General features: G+C 66.5%; 17 protein-coding genes. 6 read left to right on the top strand and 11 right to left on the bottom strand.

Annotated elements, in window-relative coordinates:
- Positions 1-70 precede the first annotated feature (70 nt).
- Both HOV91_RS02695 and HOV91_RS02700 read left to right on the top strand, forming a co-directional pair.
- Positions 71-1660: a flavin-containing monooxygenase gene (locus HOV91_RS02695; RefSeq protein ID WP_312884442.1), complete on the top strand. Its 1590-nt coding sequence runs from the start codon at positions 71-73 to the stop codon at positions 1658-1660.
- 116 nt (positions 1661-1776) lie between these two features.
- Entirely contained in the window at positions 1777-3060 is a 1284-nt protein-coding gene (locus tag HOV91_RS02700; protein ID WP_174183812.1) for a cytochrome P450, read from the top strand.
- 231 nt (positions 3061-3291) lie between these two features.
- Here HOV91_RS02700 and HOV91_RS02705 read toward each other — a convergent pair whose 3' ends face one another.
- Positions 3292-3903, bottom strand: a complete 612-nt coding sequence (locus tag HOV91_RS02705; protein WP_217439315.1) for a TetR/AcrR family transcriptional regulator — start codon at positions 3901-3903, stop codon at positions 3292-3294.
- Positions 3904-3983: 80 nt separating this feature from the next.
- Positions 3984-4253, bottom strand: coding sequence for an MDR/zinc-dependent alcohol dehydrogenase-like family protein (locus tag HOV91_RS02710; protein WP_174183813.1), 270 nt, complete (start codon positions 4251-4253; stop codon positions 3984-3986).
- Positions 4254-4613: 360 nt separating this feature from the next.
- Here HOV91_RS02710 and HOV91_RS02715 point away from each other — a divergent pair, with 360 nt between their 5' ends.
- The 3 genes from HOV91_RS02715 to HOV91_RS02725 all read left to right on the top strand — a co-directional run bounded on the left by HOV91_RS02715 (position 4614) and on the right by HOV91_RS02725 (position 7423).
- Positions 4614-5975, top strand: a complete 1362-nt coding sequence (locus HOV91_RS02715; protein WP_174183814.1) for a flavin-containing monooxygenase — start codon at positions 4614-4616, stop codon at positions 5973-5975.
- Positions 5976-5995: 20 nt separating this feature from the next.
- On the top strand, positions 5996-6961 hold the full coding sequence (locus HOV91_RS02720; protein WP_174183815.1) for an alpha/beta hydrolase: 966 nt from the start codon (positions 5996-5998) through the stop codon (positions 6959-6961).
- 213 nt (positions 6962-7174) lie between these two features.
- Positions 7175-7423, top strand: a complete 249-nt coding sequence (locus HOV91_RS02725; RefSeq protein WP_174183816.1) for a hypothetical protein — start codon at positions 7175-7177, stop codon at positions 7421-7423.
- A 159-nt stretch (positions 7424-7582) separates the two neighbouring features.
- Here HOV91_RS02725 and HOV91_RS02730 read toward each other — a convergent pair whose 3' ends face one another.
- On the bottom strand, positions 7583-8383 hold the full coding sequence (locus HOV91_RS02730) for an enoyl-CoA hydratase/isomerase family protein (RefSeq protein ID WP_246349736.1): 801 nt from the start codon (positions 8381-8383) through the stop codon (positions 7583-7585).
- Positions 8384-8431: 48 nt separating this feature from the next.
- Entirely contained in the window at positions 8432-9280 is an 849-nt protein-coding gene (locus HOV91_RS02735) for an SDR family oxidoreductase (protein ID WP_174183817.1), read from the bottom strand.
- A gap of 275 nt (positions 9281-9555) precedes the next feature.
- Between HOV91_RS02735 and HOV91_RS02740 the strand changes: the two genes are divergently transcribed.
- Entirely contained in the window at positions 9556-11232 is a 1677-nt protein-coding gene (locus HOV91_RS02740; protein ID WP_174183818.1) for a 4Fe-4S binding protein, read from the top strand.
- A gap of 68 nt (positions 11233-11300) precedes the next feature.
- Here the strand turns inward: HOV91_RS02740 and HOV91_RS02745 are convergent, their stop codons facing one another.
- The 7 genes from HOV91_RS02745 to HOV91_RS02775 form a co-directional block, all read right to left on the bottom strand.
- Entirely contained in the window at positions 11301-11861 is a 561-nt protein-coding gene (locus tag HOV91_RS02745; protein ID WP_174183819.1) for a choice-of-anchor K domain-containing protein, read from the bottom strand.
- Between the two features lie 516 nt (positions 11862-12377).
- Positions 12378-13148, bottom strand: a complete 771-nt coding sequence (locus HOV91_RS02750) for an SDR family oxidoreductase (protein ID WP_174183820.1) — start codon at positions 13146-13148, stop codon at positions 12378-12380.
- 49 nt (positions 13149-13197) lie between these two features.
- Positions 13198-13959: a crotonase/enoyl-CoA hydratase family protein gene (locus tag HOV91_RS02755; protein WP_174183821.1), complete on the bottom strand. Its 762-nt coding sequence runs from the start codon at positions 13957-13959 to the stop codon at positions 13198-13200.
- A 113-nt stretch (positions 13960-14072) separates the two neighbouring features.
- A complete protein-coding gene (locus HOV91_RS02760) occupies positions 14073-15254 on the bottom strand; it encodes a thiolase family protein (protein WP_174183822.1) in 1182 nt (393 codons plus the stop codon).
- 105 nt (positions 15255-15359) lie between these two features.
- The gene (locus HOV91_RS02765; RefSeq protein ID WP_174183823.1) at positions 15360-16643 is read right to left on the bottom strand and encodes an NAD(P)/FAD-dependent oxidoreductase; all 1284 of its coding nucleotides are present in this window, start codon (positions 16641-16643) and stop codon (positions 15360-15362) included.
- Positions 16640-16831, bottom strand: a complete 192-nt coding sequence (locus HOV91_RS02770) for a rubredoxin (RefSeq protein ID WP_174183824.1) — start codon at positions 16829-16831, stop codon at positions 16640-16642. Before HOV91_RS02770 ends, HOV91_RS02765 begins: the two co-directional genes overlap by 4 nt.
- A 3-nt stretch (positions 16832-16834) precedes the next feature.
- Positions 16835-17683 (bottom strand): mycofactocin-coupled SDR family oxidoreductase, encoded by an 849-nt coding sequence (locus HOV91_RS02775; RefSeq protein ID WP_174183825.1) that lies wholly within the window; start codon positions 17681-17683, stop codon positions 16835-16837.
- Positions 17684-17712 lie beyond the last annotated feature (29 nt).

The following is a 17712-nucleotide window of genomic DNA, read 5'->3' on the forward strand; positions in this document are numbered from 1 at the left end:
CCGACAATACACATCTGCTAGTCATGTATCGTCAGTATTTCGGTAAGGGCGACCGCAGAGGTGGGCAGTGGTGATTCGACGCGGAGACGCCGCACAGGAGAAGCCTCGATACGAGGTGGCGATCATCGGCGCGGGTCCGGGCGGAATCGCCGCCGCCCACCTACTACGACGCCGTGGGATCTGCGACATCGTGATCCTGGAACGCGGCTCGGATTTCGGCGGATCATGGCGCGACAACCACTATCCGGGACTGACGGTCGACATCCCGATCCTGTGGTACCAGTTCTCCTTCGCCCGCAATCCGCGCTGGACCCGGCTGTTCGCCCCGGGATCGGAAATTCAGGGGTACCTCACCGAGACGGCCCGCGACCTCGGCCTCTATCCGCTGCTGCGGCCGCACAGCGAGGTCGTCCGCCAGAGCTGGGACGAGCAGGCAGCGCTGTGGCGGCTCGACATCGCCGACGGCGAACAGGTGAGCGCCCGGTTCGTCGTCAGTTCGGTCGGCGGCTATGTGAACGCCAAGCCCAACCTCGACATCCCCGGCTTGGACGAATTCGAGGGAACGGTACTGCGCCCCAATGCCTGGGATGATTCCTACGACACGCGCGGCAAGAATGTCGCGGTGATCGGCACCGGCTCGAGCGGGGTGCAGATCGTCTCCGCGCTCTCGGGCACGGTGTCCCAACTCGATGTCTACCAGCGGACTCCCAATTGGATACTGCCGAAGGTCGATTTCGGCATACCGCCGTTGCTGCGCGCGCTGCTGCGTCTCCCCGGGATCGCCTCCGCAGGTCATCTTCTCGGACGCGCTGCCTTCGATCTGTTCTTCCTCGTACCGGTGGTCCACCTGCTCTCGCGCATACCGGATCGGCCGCTGACAGGAGCGATGCGCGGATACGACGCGTTCATCCGTCTGATGTATCGAGGGCTTCTGCGGCGCGCGGTGCGTGACGAGGCGACCCGAGACGCACTGCTGCCGCGGCACGGGATCCTTGCCAAGCGTCCTGTGATCTCGAGTAGTTACCTGACCTCGTTCAACGAACCGGCCACCCACCTGATCACCACACCGATCGCACGCGTGACCGCGACCGGTGTTCGCACCGTCGACGGTGTCGAGCGCCCGGCCGATCTGATCGTCACCGCGACCGGCTACGAACTGTGGACCGATCCCGAAACTTACCGAGTCGGAACGATTCTCGGCACCGACGGATTCGACCTCGCGCAGTACTACCGCACCCATGGCCTGCGCAGCTACGCGGGCACCGCACATCCACGACTGCCCAATCGGTGGGAGATCGTCGGCCCCCTCGGATTCGTCGGCGTCGGGTGGACCGACTTCGTCGAGACCATCGCCGAACACGCCGTCCGTGTCATCGATGCCGCGCGCCGCCGCGACTGCGAAATCGTCGCCGTGACACCTCGGGCATTCCAGGCCTGGGACGCCCGGATGCGGCGGGCGGGCAGAGTCGCCCACCTGTACTTCACCCGCTGCAACCCCGAATCCAACACCTACTTCGTCAACTCGCGCGGTGAGACCGTCTACCACCGACCTCAGACCATCACCGCGGCACGACGTTTCGCACGACACTCCGCACTCGAGGACTACCTCTTCACCACCGCGCACGCCCCCGAGCCCGCAGCCGAGGCTGAGGCCTCATGAAGCCGCACACACTGTCACCGGCCCGGGTATGCAGACCGCGGCCACGCTGCGGCGATCCGATGATCACCGAACACCTCCACACCACCGCGGAACGCGTCGAGTCAAGGAGCACACCGATGACGAAGTTGACGGACATGGTCGGCGCGCTGCGTGACTCGACCAAGGTGATCGGCACCGGAATCGTCCGGGACCTGCGCCGCACACCGGCGAAGACGGCCGACTCGGGAGTCCCGCGCACAGAGTTCGACCCGACCACGCCGGAGTCCATCGCCGACCCGTACTCCGCCCTGGCGCGGTTGCGCGAAAATCCCGTCACGGTCAACGAGAAACTGGATGTCTGGATGATCGCCCGTCACAATGATGTGCTGGCCGCCACCCGCGCCCACCATACACTGTCATCGAGTTCGGGCATCCTGCTGCGTTCCACGCCGATGCCGGGTGTGGTGAGTACCGACGAACCCGATCACGCCCGTCTGCGCCGGATCACCGCGCCGGCGTTCGCGCCCACCGCCGTCCGCAGGTTCGCAGATACTTTGAGGGAGTTCGCCGCTCCCGGCATCGACGCCCTGCGCGCCGGTGAGGTCGTGGATATGGTGCCCGCGCTCACGGTGCCGCTGCCGGTCTCCGCGATCGCGCTGCTGCTCGGCATCGATCGGTCACGCTGGAGTGACTTCCACAAGTACTCCGCCGACTTCACCGCCTTGTTCGCCGTGCGGTCGATCACCGAAGTGGCGATGACCACCTGGCGGGCCCTGCCCGGCATCCTGACCATCCGCGAACTGATCGCGGACGAATTCGACCGGCGCGCAACCGAACCCGCCGATGATGTCATCGGGCGGGTCAAGACCGCCATGGACTCCGGCGACATGTCCGCGCTCGAGGCGCTCGTTGCCGTGCTCATCCTGCTGATCGCAGGCGCGGAGACGACCACCAACCTGCTGGGCATCCTGCTGGTGCAACTGGCCCGCAACCCCGAACTATACGAGCGATTGCGCGCGGACCGCAGCCTGATCCCCGCGGCCACCGAGGAAGCACTGCGCTGGGGGGCGCCGGTGCAGTGGGTGGCCCGCACCACTCTGGCGCCCTACGAGATAGCGGATACGGTGATCCCACCCCGTTCGCGGGTCGTGTTGTTCTACGCGGGCGCGAACCGCGATCCCGACCGCTTCACCCGGCCCGACGAATTCGACATCGACCGCAGCGAATCCGGGCACGTAACCTTCGGGCACGGCACACATTTCTGCATGGGCGTACACCTGGCGCGACTGGAGGTCAGGATCGCCCTCGAGCGACTGCTGGACACCGCCGAAGCCATCGGACTCGCCGGACCGGTGCGGTGGACGCGAACGCCGTCGCTGTCGGGTCCCGTCTCGGTGCCGCTCAAAATCGTGCGGAGATGAACGCCCGGAGCGCACACGCCGCCACCGGCTACAGCGTGCGGTCCGGTGCGTCGACGAACTGCGGTGCGGCCAGTGCCGACGCCAGGGCTCGACACTGACTCGCGAAGGGTCGCTAAGAAATCGACGCGATGAGATCGAAGGCGTGGAACGCTCGCTAAAGCGACATATAGACAGGACGCATCTTAATTTATGTCCAGTCAAGACGGTGGTCCGTATTCGCCGGCGGCCACCTCACCGGTGCGCGGCGATCTCGGCGCGCAGGACCGGCGCCACCCACCGTCGCAAGTAGCCGCGCAACAGCGTGCCGCGACGGGGAGGACGTCCGGGATCGGCCATGAACGACTGCAGGATCCGCAGCAGGTACTCGACGAGATCATCGAGGTCGGCGTCGCGAAGCCCCAACTCCGACCAGTCCACATCGAGCCCGGTCAGCAGTGTGTGACCGAACCGTACGCAAGCATCGGAGGTGATCCCGGCCGATGCCTTGGTGAAGTCGTGGGCGAGCATGACCTGGACGGGCCGATCCCCTGGCAGCCATTCCAGTGTGAAGGCCAGGCTCTCGACCAAGGCGTCGACCGGATCGGTTATCTCGGCCAGGTGAGCGGCCAGCGGCTGCAGGAATCGCACGCCCGAGCGGAACGCCGCCGCTTCCACCAACGCGTCCGGCCCAGGGAAATAGTTGTAGACGGTCTGGCGGGAGATGCCCAGTGCGCGCGCGATGTCGGCGATGCGAATGCTCGCTCCGCGCTGCTCGATCTCCCCCTCTACGACATCGAGAATCCGGTCGACGGCTTCCTGATCATCGGCGGGAGTGTGTCCACCCCACCCGTGGGTGCGCACCATCGCGCTCTACCGGAGGACTGTCGCTGGCATGCGTGCGAGTGCGGACACCTCCCGATCTTCGTGGCAGGTGTCGCGCAGTGTCAAACGGCGGACTTCGGCGTGAGTACTACCTTGGTGCACTCGGGGCTGCGCGCAGCGACCAGTTCATAGGCGCGGGGCGCCTGTTCCAGCGGGTAGCTGTGGGTGATGATCGCGGAGGTGTCCAGACGCCCCGCGACAACCAGCGGTAGCAGTTCACGCCAGGCGCCCTGCACCGCGGCCATCGACATCCGCAACGTGATGGATTTGTACGTGGCCTGGAGTATCGGCAGTGGATACGGGCGCATGTCGCGGATGCCCACCACCGACACGGGTCCCGCCGACGCGGACCGCGCCGATCGCGGAGTCCAGTGAGGCGTCCGAGCCGACCGCGTCGACGCCACGGCCTAGGGTCGCGTTCCAATCCGACCCGCAGATCCCGGTCGCGTCCACCTCCACGATCGCCCCGCGCGGTCCGGGAAGTACCGGGTCGGGCCGCGATTCGACATGCACCGCTCCCTTGCTGTCCATGATCACCGCGCGCATCCGAACCTCCTCGCTGAGAACATCCTGTACTTCCGATGCCGGCCGATAGTAACGTATGAGTGGACGATATCTCCGATATGTCCAGTCGGGGTGGCAGCTCACGACCGCACCACAGACATCACCATCGCCATTGAAGGATGAGGCCAATGACAGTGCCGTCCACCGCCCCCAGCACAGCGATCATCGGCGCGGGTATCGCCGGATTGACGGCGGGAAAGATGCTGGGCGACTATGGCGTTCCGTATACCTGTTTCGAGACCTCGGACCGCATCGGCGGCAACTGGGCGTTCCGCAACCCGAACGGTCGTTCCAGCGCCTACCGGTCACTGCATATCGACACCTCGAAATACCGGCTGTCGTTCCAGGACTTCCCGATGCCCGAGAGCTATCCGGACTTCCCGCACCACTCACAGGTCAAGGAATACCTCGACGACTACGCCGCCGCGTTCGGGCTGCTGGAGCGAATCGAGTTCGGCAACGGCGTCGAACGCGCCCAACACCGCGCCGGTGGGGGCTGGACGTTGCACACCCACAACGGCGATCGGCGGGAGTTCGATTTCCTCGTCGTCGCCAACGGCCACCATTGGGACCCGCGCTACCCCGACTTCCCCGGCCGATTCACCGGACCCACCATCCACTCCCACCAGTACATCGATCCCAAGGAACCGCTCCTCCTGCGCGACAAACGGATACTCGTCGTCGGCCTCGGCAACAGCGCCGCCGACATCACCGTGGAATTGTCCGCCCGCGCCATGCGCAACACCGTCTACCTGTCCACCCGCTCCGGTGCCTGGATCGTGCCGAAATACGTGGCGGGCCGCCCCGGGGACAAGTACATGGTCGATCCGCCGTTCATCCCACGAAAACTTTTCCGAGCCATGATCAACGCCTTCGGCGAGTTCGTCTCCGGCAATCCGGAACACTGGGGACTACCCAAACCACAGCACCGGCTGATGGAGGCGCACGGAACCCAGTCGGTCGAACTGCCGCTACGCCTGGGCTCCGGTGACGTGATCCCCAAACCCGATGTCGCACTTCTCGACGGTGCCACCGTCCGATTCACCGACGGCACCTCAGCCGAGATCGACGTCATCATCTACGCCACCGGATACAACGTCACCTTCCCGTTCTTCGACCCCGAATTCCTCAGCGCGCCCGGCAACCGCATCCGCCTCTACAAACGAATCCTGAAGCCGGGGCTCGACGACCTCGCTTTCGCCGGATTCGCCCAGTCGGTACCGACACTGTTCCCCTTCGTCGAATGCCAAGCTCGCATGATCGCCGCCTACGCCGCAGGCCACTACCGGCCACCGTCGATCCCCGAGATGGAACGCGTCATCACCGCCGACGAGCAGATGTACCTCGGCCACGTCACCGACCGGCCCCGCCACACCCAGCAAGTGGACTTCCTCACCTACGAACGACAGATGCGCACCCGGGAACTGCCTGAAGGGCGGCGCCGTGCACTCGTTCAGGGACCCGCGCTGCGGGCCACGAGCCGACTGTGACCACACGCAACGGAAACGCCATGACACTCCATTCACTCACCTTCCCCTCTCACGACGGCGAATGCCACGCCTGGCACTTTCCCGCCGCCTCCGACCGCCTCGCCACTGATGCCGGACGGCCCGCAGTCGTCATGGCGCACGGATTCGCCGCAACCAAGGACTGCGGGCTGGCCGGCTTCGCCGAACATCTGGTCCGAGCCGGACTCGACGTCCTGGCCTTCGACTATCGCGGATTCGGCGACAGCACCGGCCAACCCCGGCAAGTCATCTCGTTGGCAGGTCAGATCCAGGACTACCGCAGCGCGCTGAACTACGCCGCGCGACTGCCCGGCATCGACGCTCGGCGACTCGTGCTGTGGGGGGTGTCCCTGTCCGGCGGCACCGTTCTCGAAGTAGCGGCCGGTCGTACCGACATCGCCGCGATCGTCGCGCTCACCCCGCTGATCTCCGGTTTACCCGACAGAACTCGACGTTCTCTACCCGAAACGAGCCTGATGTCACGCACCTGCACAGCAGTCGCGACAGTACGTCTGCTGCTGCGGGGGATACAGGACAAGCGCGCCGCCGCCACCGGCCGCACTCGCCTCATGGCGCCTGCGGTAGGCTGGCCCCACCACACAGCTTTCCTGAGGGTGCCCGGCGCGTTCGACGACTACGCCTCGATCGCCGGGCCGAACTGGCGCAACGAGGTGAACGCCTCGTTCGCGCTCGACGCCCTGGCTCATCGACCCATCCGATTCGCCGCAAAAGTGCGTTGCCCCGTACTGTTCCAGATCGCCGACTTCGACCGCAGCGTCTCCGTCGACGCCGCGATGAGAGCGGCGACGCGAGCGCGAGCCCAGATCCGCCACTACCCCTGCGACCACTTCGATGTCTATCCCGGCAAGCCGTGGCACGAGCAAGTACGTGAGCACCAGGCACAATTCCTCACCCGCACGCTGACAAAGAACGCCGCGACAGCCACCGGCATCCTCGGCACGCAATAACTCCCCGCGAGTTACCGACCAACGCTACGGGTGACCGCCCGCCGAGCGGTGATCGCTGAAACGCCGGCAGGCGCCGCGGCTCCACGGCGTTCGATGGCGGCCGCGCCCCGTGCAGAAATGAGATAGCACAATGACCGACCTGGTGATCCGCAAAATCCGATTCGACTTCGACCGCTGACCGAACGCGCCATCGACGCCCACACCATCAGGCCATTGGCCGGCATCTCGGCTTCGGCCCGACGGCGACTGCGCCGAGGCTCGCCCGCGATCGACAGCGCCCGTCCCGCCTTCGCCGCGATCCCCTGGCGGGAGAAGCTGGTGACCATCCGGCGAGTTCTGTCGAGTCAGACACCTTTCCACGATCCGGCACACGACGCGCTGCCGGAATTCGCCGACCGATGGCTCGACCGCTATTCACGTGGAGACGACGTCGGCCATTGGTACACCAGCCTGGCCGGCTGACGTCGTCGCCCCGGTTATCGGCTCGGCGCGCGAATCATCGTGTGCAGATTCTGGGGCGCATCGAGACGGCACGGCACGCTTCCGCCACATCCAACCGTCAGGTCGGCACGTACCGGAGTAGCGCACCGGGCCGGCAGGAGCGCCGGTCACCGTCTCGGATCACGCCTCGGGGCGGCGCACGTTCCAGCCGCCCGTGAAGGCCGCGTCGCGTTTCTGCGTGAAGGCCGCGTACGCCTCCGGAACGTCCGAGGTGGCGAAATTCACTGCCTGTGCGCGAGATTCGCTCGCCAGCGCCTCGCGCAGAGTCCGGTCGGCACCCTCGTTCAGCAGCGCTTTGGTCTGGGCGACCGCCACCGGAGGGCCCGCCGCCAGCCGCTGCGCCACCTGGTCGACGAAGTCGTCGATCCCCTCCTCCGACTTGATCCAGGTGAGCAGGCCGAGTTCACGCGCTTCGGTGGCATCGATCGTCTCGGCCAGCAGCGCCAGCCGTTTTGCCTGCTGCACTCCGACGAGCTTCGGCAGCAGCCACGACCCCCCGCAATCGAGTGAGAGACCACGGCGGGCGAAGACCTGGGAGAACTTCGCGTCCGGTGTCGCGACGACCAGGTCGCATCCCAACGCCAGATTCCATCCGGCGCCCACTGCCACACCACGCACCTTGGCGACGGTCGGCACCGGCAAGTCGTGCAGGCGCTGGGCGACCTCCGATATCGCCTGGAGTTTGGTGAACGGCGCGGCAAAGGGATCGCTGTCGACGACGTCGGCACCGGAGCAGAACGATCCGCCCGCGCCGGTGAGGACGACCGCCCGCACGGTGGGATCGTGTGCGATCGCGTCCAGCGCCTCGCGCAGGGCGATCCACAGATCGAGAGTGATCGCGTTCTTGCGATGGGGGCGGTGCAGCGTCAGCGTGCACACTCCGCCGCGCCGCAGCTGCTGCAGCATCAGATCCTCTGCCATTTCTTCGGGTTCCTTACCGTCGCACTCTTCCCGGCGTCGAGACCGGCTCTACAGGAACAGGTCCACGGTGAGCGGTCCGTCCCCCGGCACTGCCCGATATCGGTCGAGGTCGGTGACCCCGTGCTCGACCAGCACTTGCTCGTCGATGAAGAAGTTTCCCGTCGTGCTTCCAGCCGGTGAGGTGAGCACGAGATAGGCGGCGTCGGCGCAGATGTCCGCCGTGCGGGAGGTGGCCATCCGCTGCGCGCCACCGGGGCGGTTGCGGATCGCCGCCGTGGCGATCGTGGTTCGCGGCCACAAGGAGTTGACGCCGATGCCGCAGCCCCGCAGTTCCTCGGCCAATCCGAGCGTGGTCAGCGACATGCCGTATTTGGCGATGGTGTAGCCGAGATGCGCTCCCGCCCAGTGGGGATCGAGGTTCAATGGGGGCGACAGCGTCAGGATGTGCGGATTGCGATCGGCACGCGCGGACTCTCGCAGCGCCGGGATGGACAGCTTCGACAGCAGGTAACTGCCCCGGCAATTGATGTCCTGCATCAGATCGTAGGTCTTCATCGCCAGCGCCTCGGTGGACGAGAGGTCGATGGCGGAGGCGTTGTTGACCACGACGTCGATCCCGCCGAAGCGGTCGACGGTCCGCTCGACCGCCGACGCGACCGCCGCGTCGTCGCGCACGTCGCCGACGACCTTCAATACCGTGCCGCCGGTCTGCTCGAGTTCCTCGGCTGCGGTGTGAATGGTGCCGGGCAACTTCGGATGCGGCTGATCGGTCTTGGCGACGAGTGTGATGTTCGCCCCGTCCGCGGCCGCCCGCTTCGCGATCGCGAGACCGATGCCGCGGCTGCCGCCCGACATGATCATTGTTCGGCCCGCGAGCGGCTTGTCGTTTTCCGGCATCGACCGGCTCTCCCATCTTTCGACCCCGGATCGGACCCTCCGCGCCGGAAGGCCGGCCATTGCAGGGCGTGCCCGTGATCCTCTCGGGCCGACGCCGTGAGCAAGCAAGGCCGCTCGGTTACCGATCTAACTCCAGTTAACGTTACAGTATTGCCGTCAGTCAACCTCTGCGGCGCGGGCGGTGACTCGCCCGCATATGCCGCCGATCGGCTCGCCGAGAGCGCTTCCCGGTCGGCGGCCACGGGCATCGCAGACTCCCAAAGGAGCATCACACCATGGCCTACGTAATCACGCAGCGTTGTTGCAACGACGCCAGCTGCGTCTCCGAGTGCCCGGTGGATTGCATCCGCCCCCGTCCGGATCAGCCGGAGTTCGCGACGACCGAGATGCTCTACATCGACCCCGACACCTGTATCGACTGCGGCGCCTGTATGGACGCGTGCCCGGTGGAGGCCATCTTCTCCGAGGACGACCTGACCGCCTCACTGGCACGGTTCCGCGACATCAATGCCGCCTACTTCCAACGGCATCCGCTGGAATCGAATTTCGAACCGATCGCCGCGCCGACCCGTCCGCCGAAGGATCTCGGCACGTTGCGGGTCGCGATCGTGGGAGCGGGCCCCGCCGCATGTTATGCCGCCGACGAGCTACTCAGGCGTTGCGATGTCGAGATCGAGATGTTCGACCGGCTGCCGACGCCGTGGGGGCTGGTGCGCGCCGGCGTGGCCCCGGATCATCCTGGAACCAAGACGGTGGCGCGGTTGTTCGAGTCGGCGTTCGCCCGCGACAGCCTGCGGTACTACTTGAATGTCGAGGTCGGCAACCATGTGTCACACGAGGAACTGCAGGCCCACCATCACGCCGTGATCTACTCCGTCGGCGCCTCGAGCGACCGCAGGATGGGTGTGCCCGGCGAAGATCTGCCGGGCTCGCATTCCGCGACGGAGTTCGTCGCCTGGTACAACGGTCACCCCGACTACGCCGATCGGGTGTTCGATCTGTCGGCTGAACGCGCGGTGATCGTCGGCAACGGCAATGTGGCTCTGGACGTGGCGCGGGTGCTCACGGTAGACCCCGACGAGCTGGCCGAGACGGACATCGCCGACCACGCGCTCGCGGCGCTGCGCCACAGCAAGATTCGCGAGGTCGTCGTCCTGGGGCGACGCGGGCCGTTGCAAGCCGCCTATACCAGCCCGGAGTTCCTCGCACTGGCACATCTGAAGGGTGTCGACGTCATCATCGACGAAGCCGACCTGCGACTCGACGAAGTCAGCCGGGCCCTGCTCGACGACCCCGAGGCCGAACCTTCGCTGAAGCTGAAGTACACCCTGGCCGAGGAATTCGCTCGCGGTCGCCGTGACCCGGGCAACAAACGGATCGTCTTCCGTTACCTGACCTCGCCGACCGCGGTGCACGGCAGCGACAGAGTCGAATCGATCGAGTTCGCGCACAACGAACTCCTCGAGCAAGACGGACGACTGGTCGCACGCCCTACCGGCCGCACCGAAACCCTCGGCACCGGTCTGGTGTTGCGCTCGATCGGCTACAAGGGCGCCGCGGTGGCGGATGTGCCCTTCGATGAACTCCGTGGTGTGGTACCCAACGAGCACGGCCGGGTCATCGGCGCCGACGGCACGCCGCTGCCCGGGGTCTATGTCAGCGGCTGGATCAAGCGCGGACCACGCGGCGTCATCGGATCGAATCGCCTCGACTCCGCCGAAACCGTCGAACGCCTCGTGGCCGATTTCATCGCAGGTGAACTCGCCGACCCCGCCGGTGACAGGGCCGCACTCGAAACCCTGATCAGGCGACGCCAGCCCGACCTGGTCGACCGTGCAGGATGGAAAGCCATCGACCAGGCCGAGAAGGCCGCGGGTGCGGCGGCCGGCAGACCCAGGATCAAATTCACCACCCGCGAAGACCTGCTCGTGGCCGCGGCGATCCGGTCGTAGCCACTTGTACGGCCACCGCTCCGGCCGCGTTTGCGGGCGGTATGCCGTCTGGTCCGCCGGAGCCGGGTTCAGGAACCCGGCTCACTCTGGGGTTCGAACTTGGCAACGAGCCAGACTCTCTTGATCTCCCCTTCGGGGTTTTCGAAGTACGGCTTCACTTCATCCTTGTCGTCCAGGAAACCACTGATGGTCACCAGGTATTCGGTGCCGTCGACACGGACGACGTCGTTCTCGTGGACTATCGGCGGTCGCACCACATCGGGAACGTCACCCGGCTGGTTGGGCGTCTCGTCGTGGCGGAAACGCAGGGTGAAGGTGTGGTCGAATCCCTCGTCCCGGAAATCGACGGTGACCTTCAGGAAGACCGAGAACTGACTGTGTGGCAGGTGAATCCGACGGTTGTAGTGTGTGAAGATCCCGAGCCGGAAGTTCTGGCCGTCGAGGCGCGCGTCGACATCGGTGAGGCCGGTGAAGTCGTAACCGCTCTTCTCCTCGTCCTGACCGTTGCCCCATCTGATACTCGATTTGATGCCTGTGCTCGACTTGACTCCGGGCTGCCGTAAGCCCTCGAACTGCGACTCGTCCACGCTGACGCGTGTCCAAGTACCCCTGGTGTCGACTTTCCCCATGACAGACTTGCCCCCTTGTCTCCGGAACGACCGACGAACTGCCGATCTACCGCGAGACCCATCTTCCCGCACTGAGGACAGATTGTCATCGAAATCGGTTGTGTGACAACACGATATAGTCACCGCATTACTCGAGGATGTTCGCTGTACCGATGCCAACCCGAGCGGCCCGGCCCATGATCGGCAGGCTCGGCTGGTATTCAGCCGGGCGGCGCGACCTGCCGGTCACCGTCGCAGACCGATGAGATGGCACCGCCACGCGATGCCACCCCATCACAGACTTCGTCACCACGCAGGCTAGTTCTCCGGCTCGCGTGTATGCGGGTCTCCCGGTCGCGTCAGTGTTTCGTCGTGCCGTCGGGGCTCGACGTATCGCGCCACCCGCAGGGCGGGCCGTAGGTGACGAAGGTCGTCGTCTCGACGCCGTCCATCCGTCTTCTCGGGAAGCGGGCCTGTTCCGCGCTTCGCAATCGCCCGCAACCGATTCCTGCCGCGCGGAGCGCGGCAGGATCGCGCTCACTTCGGCTGGAAGCGCTGGCCGCCGTCGATGCGCACTACCTCACCGTTGATGTACGGGTTCTCCAGTAGATGCTGCGCCAGCGACGCGTACTCCGCCGGCGCGCCCAGGCGTTTCGGGAACGGCACGGACGCGGCGAACTGGGCGAGCTTCTCCTCACCGAGGAAGTCCATGATCGGGGTGTGCATCGTTCCCGGCGCGATGCTGTTCACCCGGATGCCGACCGCGCTGAGGTCGCGGGCGGCAGTCAAGGTCAGCCCGATCACCCCGCCCTTGGCCGCCGCGTACGCCGACTGACCGATCTGGCCCTCGTACCCGGCGATGGAACTGGTCATGACGACCGCGCCGCGCTCGCCATTGTCCTTCGGTTCGAGCTTGGCGATCTTGGCCGCGGACAGCCGGAGCACGTTGTAGGTGCCCGTCAGGTACAGCGCGATCGTGTCGGTGAAACCCTTCAGCGTGTGCGGGCTGCCGTCGCGATTGACGACCTTCTCCAGCACGCCGAAGCCACCGTGGGCGATCACCGCGTAGCGCAGCGTGCCCAGCTCGTCCGCCTTCGCGAAGGCGTTCTCGATCGTCGCGTCGTCGAGCACGTCGGTGCGCACGTACACGGCCTTGTTGCCCAGCTCGTCGGCCAGGGCCTTGCCCTTCTCGTCGTTGACGTCGGCGATGACGACGGCAGCGCCCTCGGCATGCAGCCTGCGCACCGTCGCATCACCCAGGCCACCGGCACCGCCGGTCACCAGAACTACTGAACCTTCGAACGACACTGCGTCTCCTTACTTCATGGGTTGACGGCGGATGAGTGGGCCCGTGACCTCACTTACCCGTCCAGTTGGGGGTCCGTTTCTCGGCGAAAGCCTTCGCGCCTTCCTGGGCGTCCTGCGTGGCGAAGACCGGGGCGATGAGTTCCATCTGCTTCTGCCACATCTCGTCGGCGCTCCACTCGCTCGCCTTGACGATGACCTCCTTGGTCACCGCGACGGCGATCGGTCCGTTGGCCGTGATCCGGTCGGCGAGAGCCAGCGCCCGGTCGAGCGCCTCCCCCGGCTCGGCGAGATCGTTGACGAAGCCCCAGGCCGCGGCCTCCTCGGCCGTGAAGTTGTCACCGGTCAGGGCGAGTTCGAGTGCCTTCTGGTAGGGAATACGCCGGGGCAGCCGCAACAGCGCGCCGCCGCCCGCGACGAGGCCGCGTTTGACTTCGGGTACCCCGAACCGCGCGGTCTTGGCGGCCACGATCAAGTCGGTCGCCAGGACCAGTTCGGTGCCGCCCGCAAGGGCGTAGCCCTCGACGGCGGCGATGATCGGCTTGGCCGGGGGCTTCTCGGTGAAGCCGAGACCGCGACCGGGCACATACGGGTACTCGCCCGCCGCGAACGCCTTCAGATCCATTCCGGCGCTGAAGTTTCCGCCGCTGCCGGTCAGCACCGCGACGGACAGCTCAGGGCTCGCGTCGAGTTCGTCCACCGCGTCGGCCAATCCCTGGCTGACCGCGAGATTGATCGCGTTGCGCGCATCGGGCCGGTTGATCGTGATCACCAGCGTTCGTCCGCGGCGTTCCAGCTGCACTTCGTCCGACACGGATACCTCCATTCCTACTGTCGAATGCCTTACCATAATTGCTTCGATATAAAACGGCGCTCTACGCCGGGATCGGCTACGCACCCCGGCGCAGAGCACTCCGCGATGTGCGATCAGACCTCGATGACGAGAGCTCCACCCATGCCGCCGCCCGCGCACATCGCCGACACTCCGATGCCGCCACCACGGCGCCGGAGTTCGTAGATCAAGGTCGCTACCTGACGTGCCCCCGATGCCGAGATCGGATGGCCGAGGCTGCACCCGCTGCCGGAGAAGTTCACCTTCTCCTCGTCGATACCGTGTGCCCGGCACGCGGCGATCGGGACCGAGGCGAACGCTTCGTTGATCTCCCACAACGCCACGTCGCCGACCTTCAGACCGGCCCGATCGAGCACCTTGCCGAGTACATGCGATGCCGCGATGCCGTTGTCCGCCGGAGTCACGCCGACGTTGGCCCACGCCCGCACCGTCGCGAGCACCTCGAGGCCGGCGCCCGCGGCGTAGTCGTCGGCGGTCACCGTCACCGCCGCGGCGGCGTCGTTGATGCCACTGCTGTTGCCCGCGGTGATCGAGAATCCCTCGATCTCGGGATGCAGGACCGGCAGGGCCGCCAGCCGTGCAGCGGTGGTGTCGCGGCGAGGGTGCTCGTCCACCGCGAAATCGATCACCGATCCGTCGGCCTGCGCGACTTTCAGGGGCAGGATCTCGTCGGCGAACTTGCCCGCGTCCATCGCGGCGACTGCGCGCTGATGCGACCGCAGCGCCCAGTCGTCCATCTCCTGACGGCTGATGCCGACCTTCTTCGCGGTGTTCCAGCCGACGGTGATCGACATGTCGGTGGTCGGCGCGTCCGGGGTCTCGGGGTGCGACGGCGGAATCCAGGGCTCCTTGAACTCGAGTTCGGGCCCGGATCCCGGCACTCGCCACTTCATCACGGGGGCGGTGGACAGCGATTGCACGCCGCCCGCGACGATCACCCGCTCCATGCCGGTGCCAATATGTGCGGCGGCGTTGGCGATCGCGGTCAGGCTGCCCGCGCACTGCCGGTTGACCGCTTGGCCCGGCACACTCTCCATGCCCGCGGCCACCGCGGCGTGTCGCGCGAGGTCGCCGCCGCCGTAGTTCAATTCGGCGAGGATGACGTCATCGACCTCGGCCGGGTCGATACCGGACCGGCGAACGGCCTCGGTCAGGATTTCGATCGCGAGCGTCTCCGACGCCACGTTGGTGAGCGCGCCTTTGAAGGAGCGCCCGATCGCGGTGCGGACTGCGCTGACGATGACGGGTTTGGGCATGATCTCAACCTTCGTGTTGTGCAGCCGCGCCGACAGGCGCGGCCCTCCCTGTATTTCGACGACTGCGATGCGCACTGTGCGGCGCAATCCGGCTGCGGCGCAGCATTATTCGGTCACCGCCACGGTCGCCGCACCGGCGGCGAAACGCTCCGGAGTCGTGGCCAACTCGATGAGATCGAGTTCATCGCCCTCGAGTACTGCCCTCGGCAGGTACGGCCCCTGCTTGATCAATGTCTGTGCCGCCCGCACATCGCGGGGCGTACCCACACCCAGCACGCCGACCAGACGGTCGCCTGCGAGGCTCAGCGCGAGGAACGGGCCCGCGTCGATGTCACCGCGCACGATCAACTCGGTGCCCGAGCCCGGCCAGCCCGCGATCTGGAGATTGCGGCCGAACTGGTTGGTCCAGCACCAGGGGACCTCTTCGTAGGGCACGCGCACGCCGAGTACCGTTCGCGCCGCGGCGGCACCATGGGCCTGGGCGTGATTCCAGTGCTCGATCCGTTCGGTACCGCCGAGGATGCGGTTCGGCAGTCGCGCGACGTCCCCGGCCGCGAACACCCCGGCCGCCGAGGTCGCGCCGAATTCGTCGACGACGATGCCGTCACCGACACTCACGCCGGCGCGCGCGGCCAGTTCGGTGTTGGGTGTCATCCCGACCGCGACGATCACCGCGTCGGCGGCCCATTCTCGCCCGTCCTCGGCGACCACGCGCGTGCGGCCGTTCTCCTCGTGCGCCGCGGTGATCCGCACCCCGGTGTGCACCGCGACCCCGCGACCCCGGTGCAGACGTTCGTAACTCGCCGAAACGATCTCGGGCACAACGCGTTCGAGCACACGTTCCGCCATTTCCAGCACGGTGACCTCGGCGCCGATGGCGCGTGCGGTGGCGGCCGCCTCCATGCCGACGAGTCCGCCGCCGATGACGAGGACCGTCGGCGCGGCGCCCGTCGCGCCGACGCGGTCGAAGACCGACCGAAGCGGTGCGACGTCATGCAGATGACGCAGGGTGTGGGCCTCCGGCAAGAGGTCGAGCCGCCGCGGCCGTCCTCCCGTTGCCACGATGAGCGCGTCGTAGGACATCTGCGAGCCGTCGTCGAATTCGATCTTCGCCGCCGCGGTGTCCAGTTCGCGCGCGGACACTCCCGTGCTCAATTCGATCGTCATATCCGACCAGAAGGCGGCGGGTTTGAGCCGCGCCTTCCCCGCACCGGCAGCGCCCGACAGCAGCTCCTTGGACACCATCGGGCGTCGATATGGGGCCGCCGGATCGTCACCGACCAGGACGATCGATCCGGCGAATCCCTCTTTGCGCAGCGTCTCCGCCGCGCTGGCCCCGGCGACGCCGGTGCCGACGATCACCACCCGCCCGCGCGGCGGGACGGTCATCGCTCGACCTCGATCATCTCGAAATCGGCCTTCTCGGCGCCGCAGTCCGGACATGTCCAGTCCTCGGGAATATCCTCCCAGCGGGTGCCGGGTTCGATCCCGTCCTCCGGCCAGCCGAGTTCTTCGTCGTACTCCCATCCGCAGATGACGCAGCGATAGAGTTTGTAGACGGTCGTGGTATCGGTCATCGCTCACTTCCCCCAGGGCACGGCTTTGACGAAACCGCCCGCGTCCACCCGCAATTGGCTGCCGGTGATATAGCGCGCGTCCTCGGAGGCCAGGAAGACGACGAGATTCGAGACGTCCTGCGGTTCGATGTACGGGATCGGCATGGCCTGCATCGCCGGGAACGCCACTTCGGCGTCCTCGCGCGTCGGAGCCTCCTTGTCGGGGCGGAAAACCTTGTACATGCCCTCGTTGTGCAGCATGTCGGTGTTCACGTTGGTGGGATGCACCGCGTTGACCCGGATCGATTTCTTCGCGAGCTGGATCGCCAGATCGTTCACGTAGTGTGCGACGACCTGCTTGGCGAAGCTGTAGGCGGAACCGCCCGGCCCCTGCTTGGTCGAGCTGCCCAACTGCGCCGCGAGCGAACCCGTGGCGATGATCGATGAGCCGGGACCGAGATGCGGGAGGCTCGCCTGCACCACATTGAAGACACCGGCAAGGTCGGTGTCGATCGTGTCCGACCACGATTGGATGGTCTGCCCACGCCCCATGGGGGCGATACCCGCGTTGGCGACCACGATGTCCAGTCGCCCGAGCGCTTCGACGCCCTGCGCGATCGCGCTCCAGACGGCGCCGCGTTCACGCACGTCGACGACGACAGGATGGACGCGCACGCCCTCCTTCTCGACCAGCCTGGCCGTTTCCTCCAGATCTTCGGCCCGAGCCAGGGGGTAGGTGTTTCCCTCGAGGTCGGCGCAGATATCCAGGGCGATGATGCTCGCGCCCTCGGCGGCCAGGTTCACCGCGTGTGAGCGCCCCTGTCCTCGGGCCGCGCCCGAGATCACCGCGACCTTGTCGTCCAATTTTCCCACTGGTGACAACCTTTCCGTACTTCGATGGT

Origin of the sequence: Nocardia barduliensis, from assembly GCF_013315795.1 — a bacterium.
GTDB lineage: Bacteria > Actinomycetota > Actinomycetes > Mycobacteriales > Mycobacteriaceae > Nocardia > Nocardia barduliensis.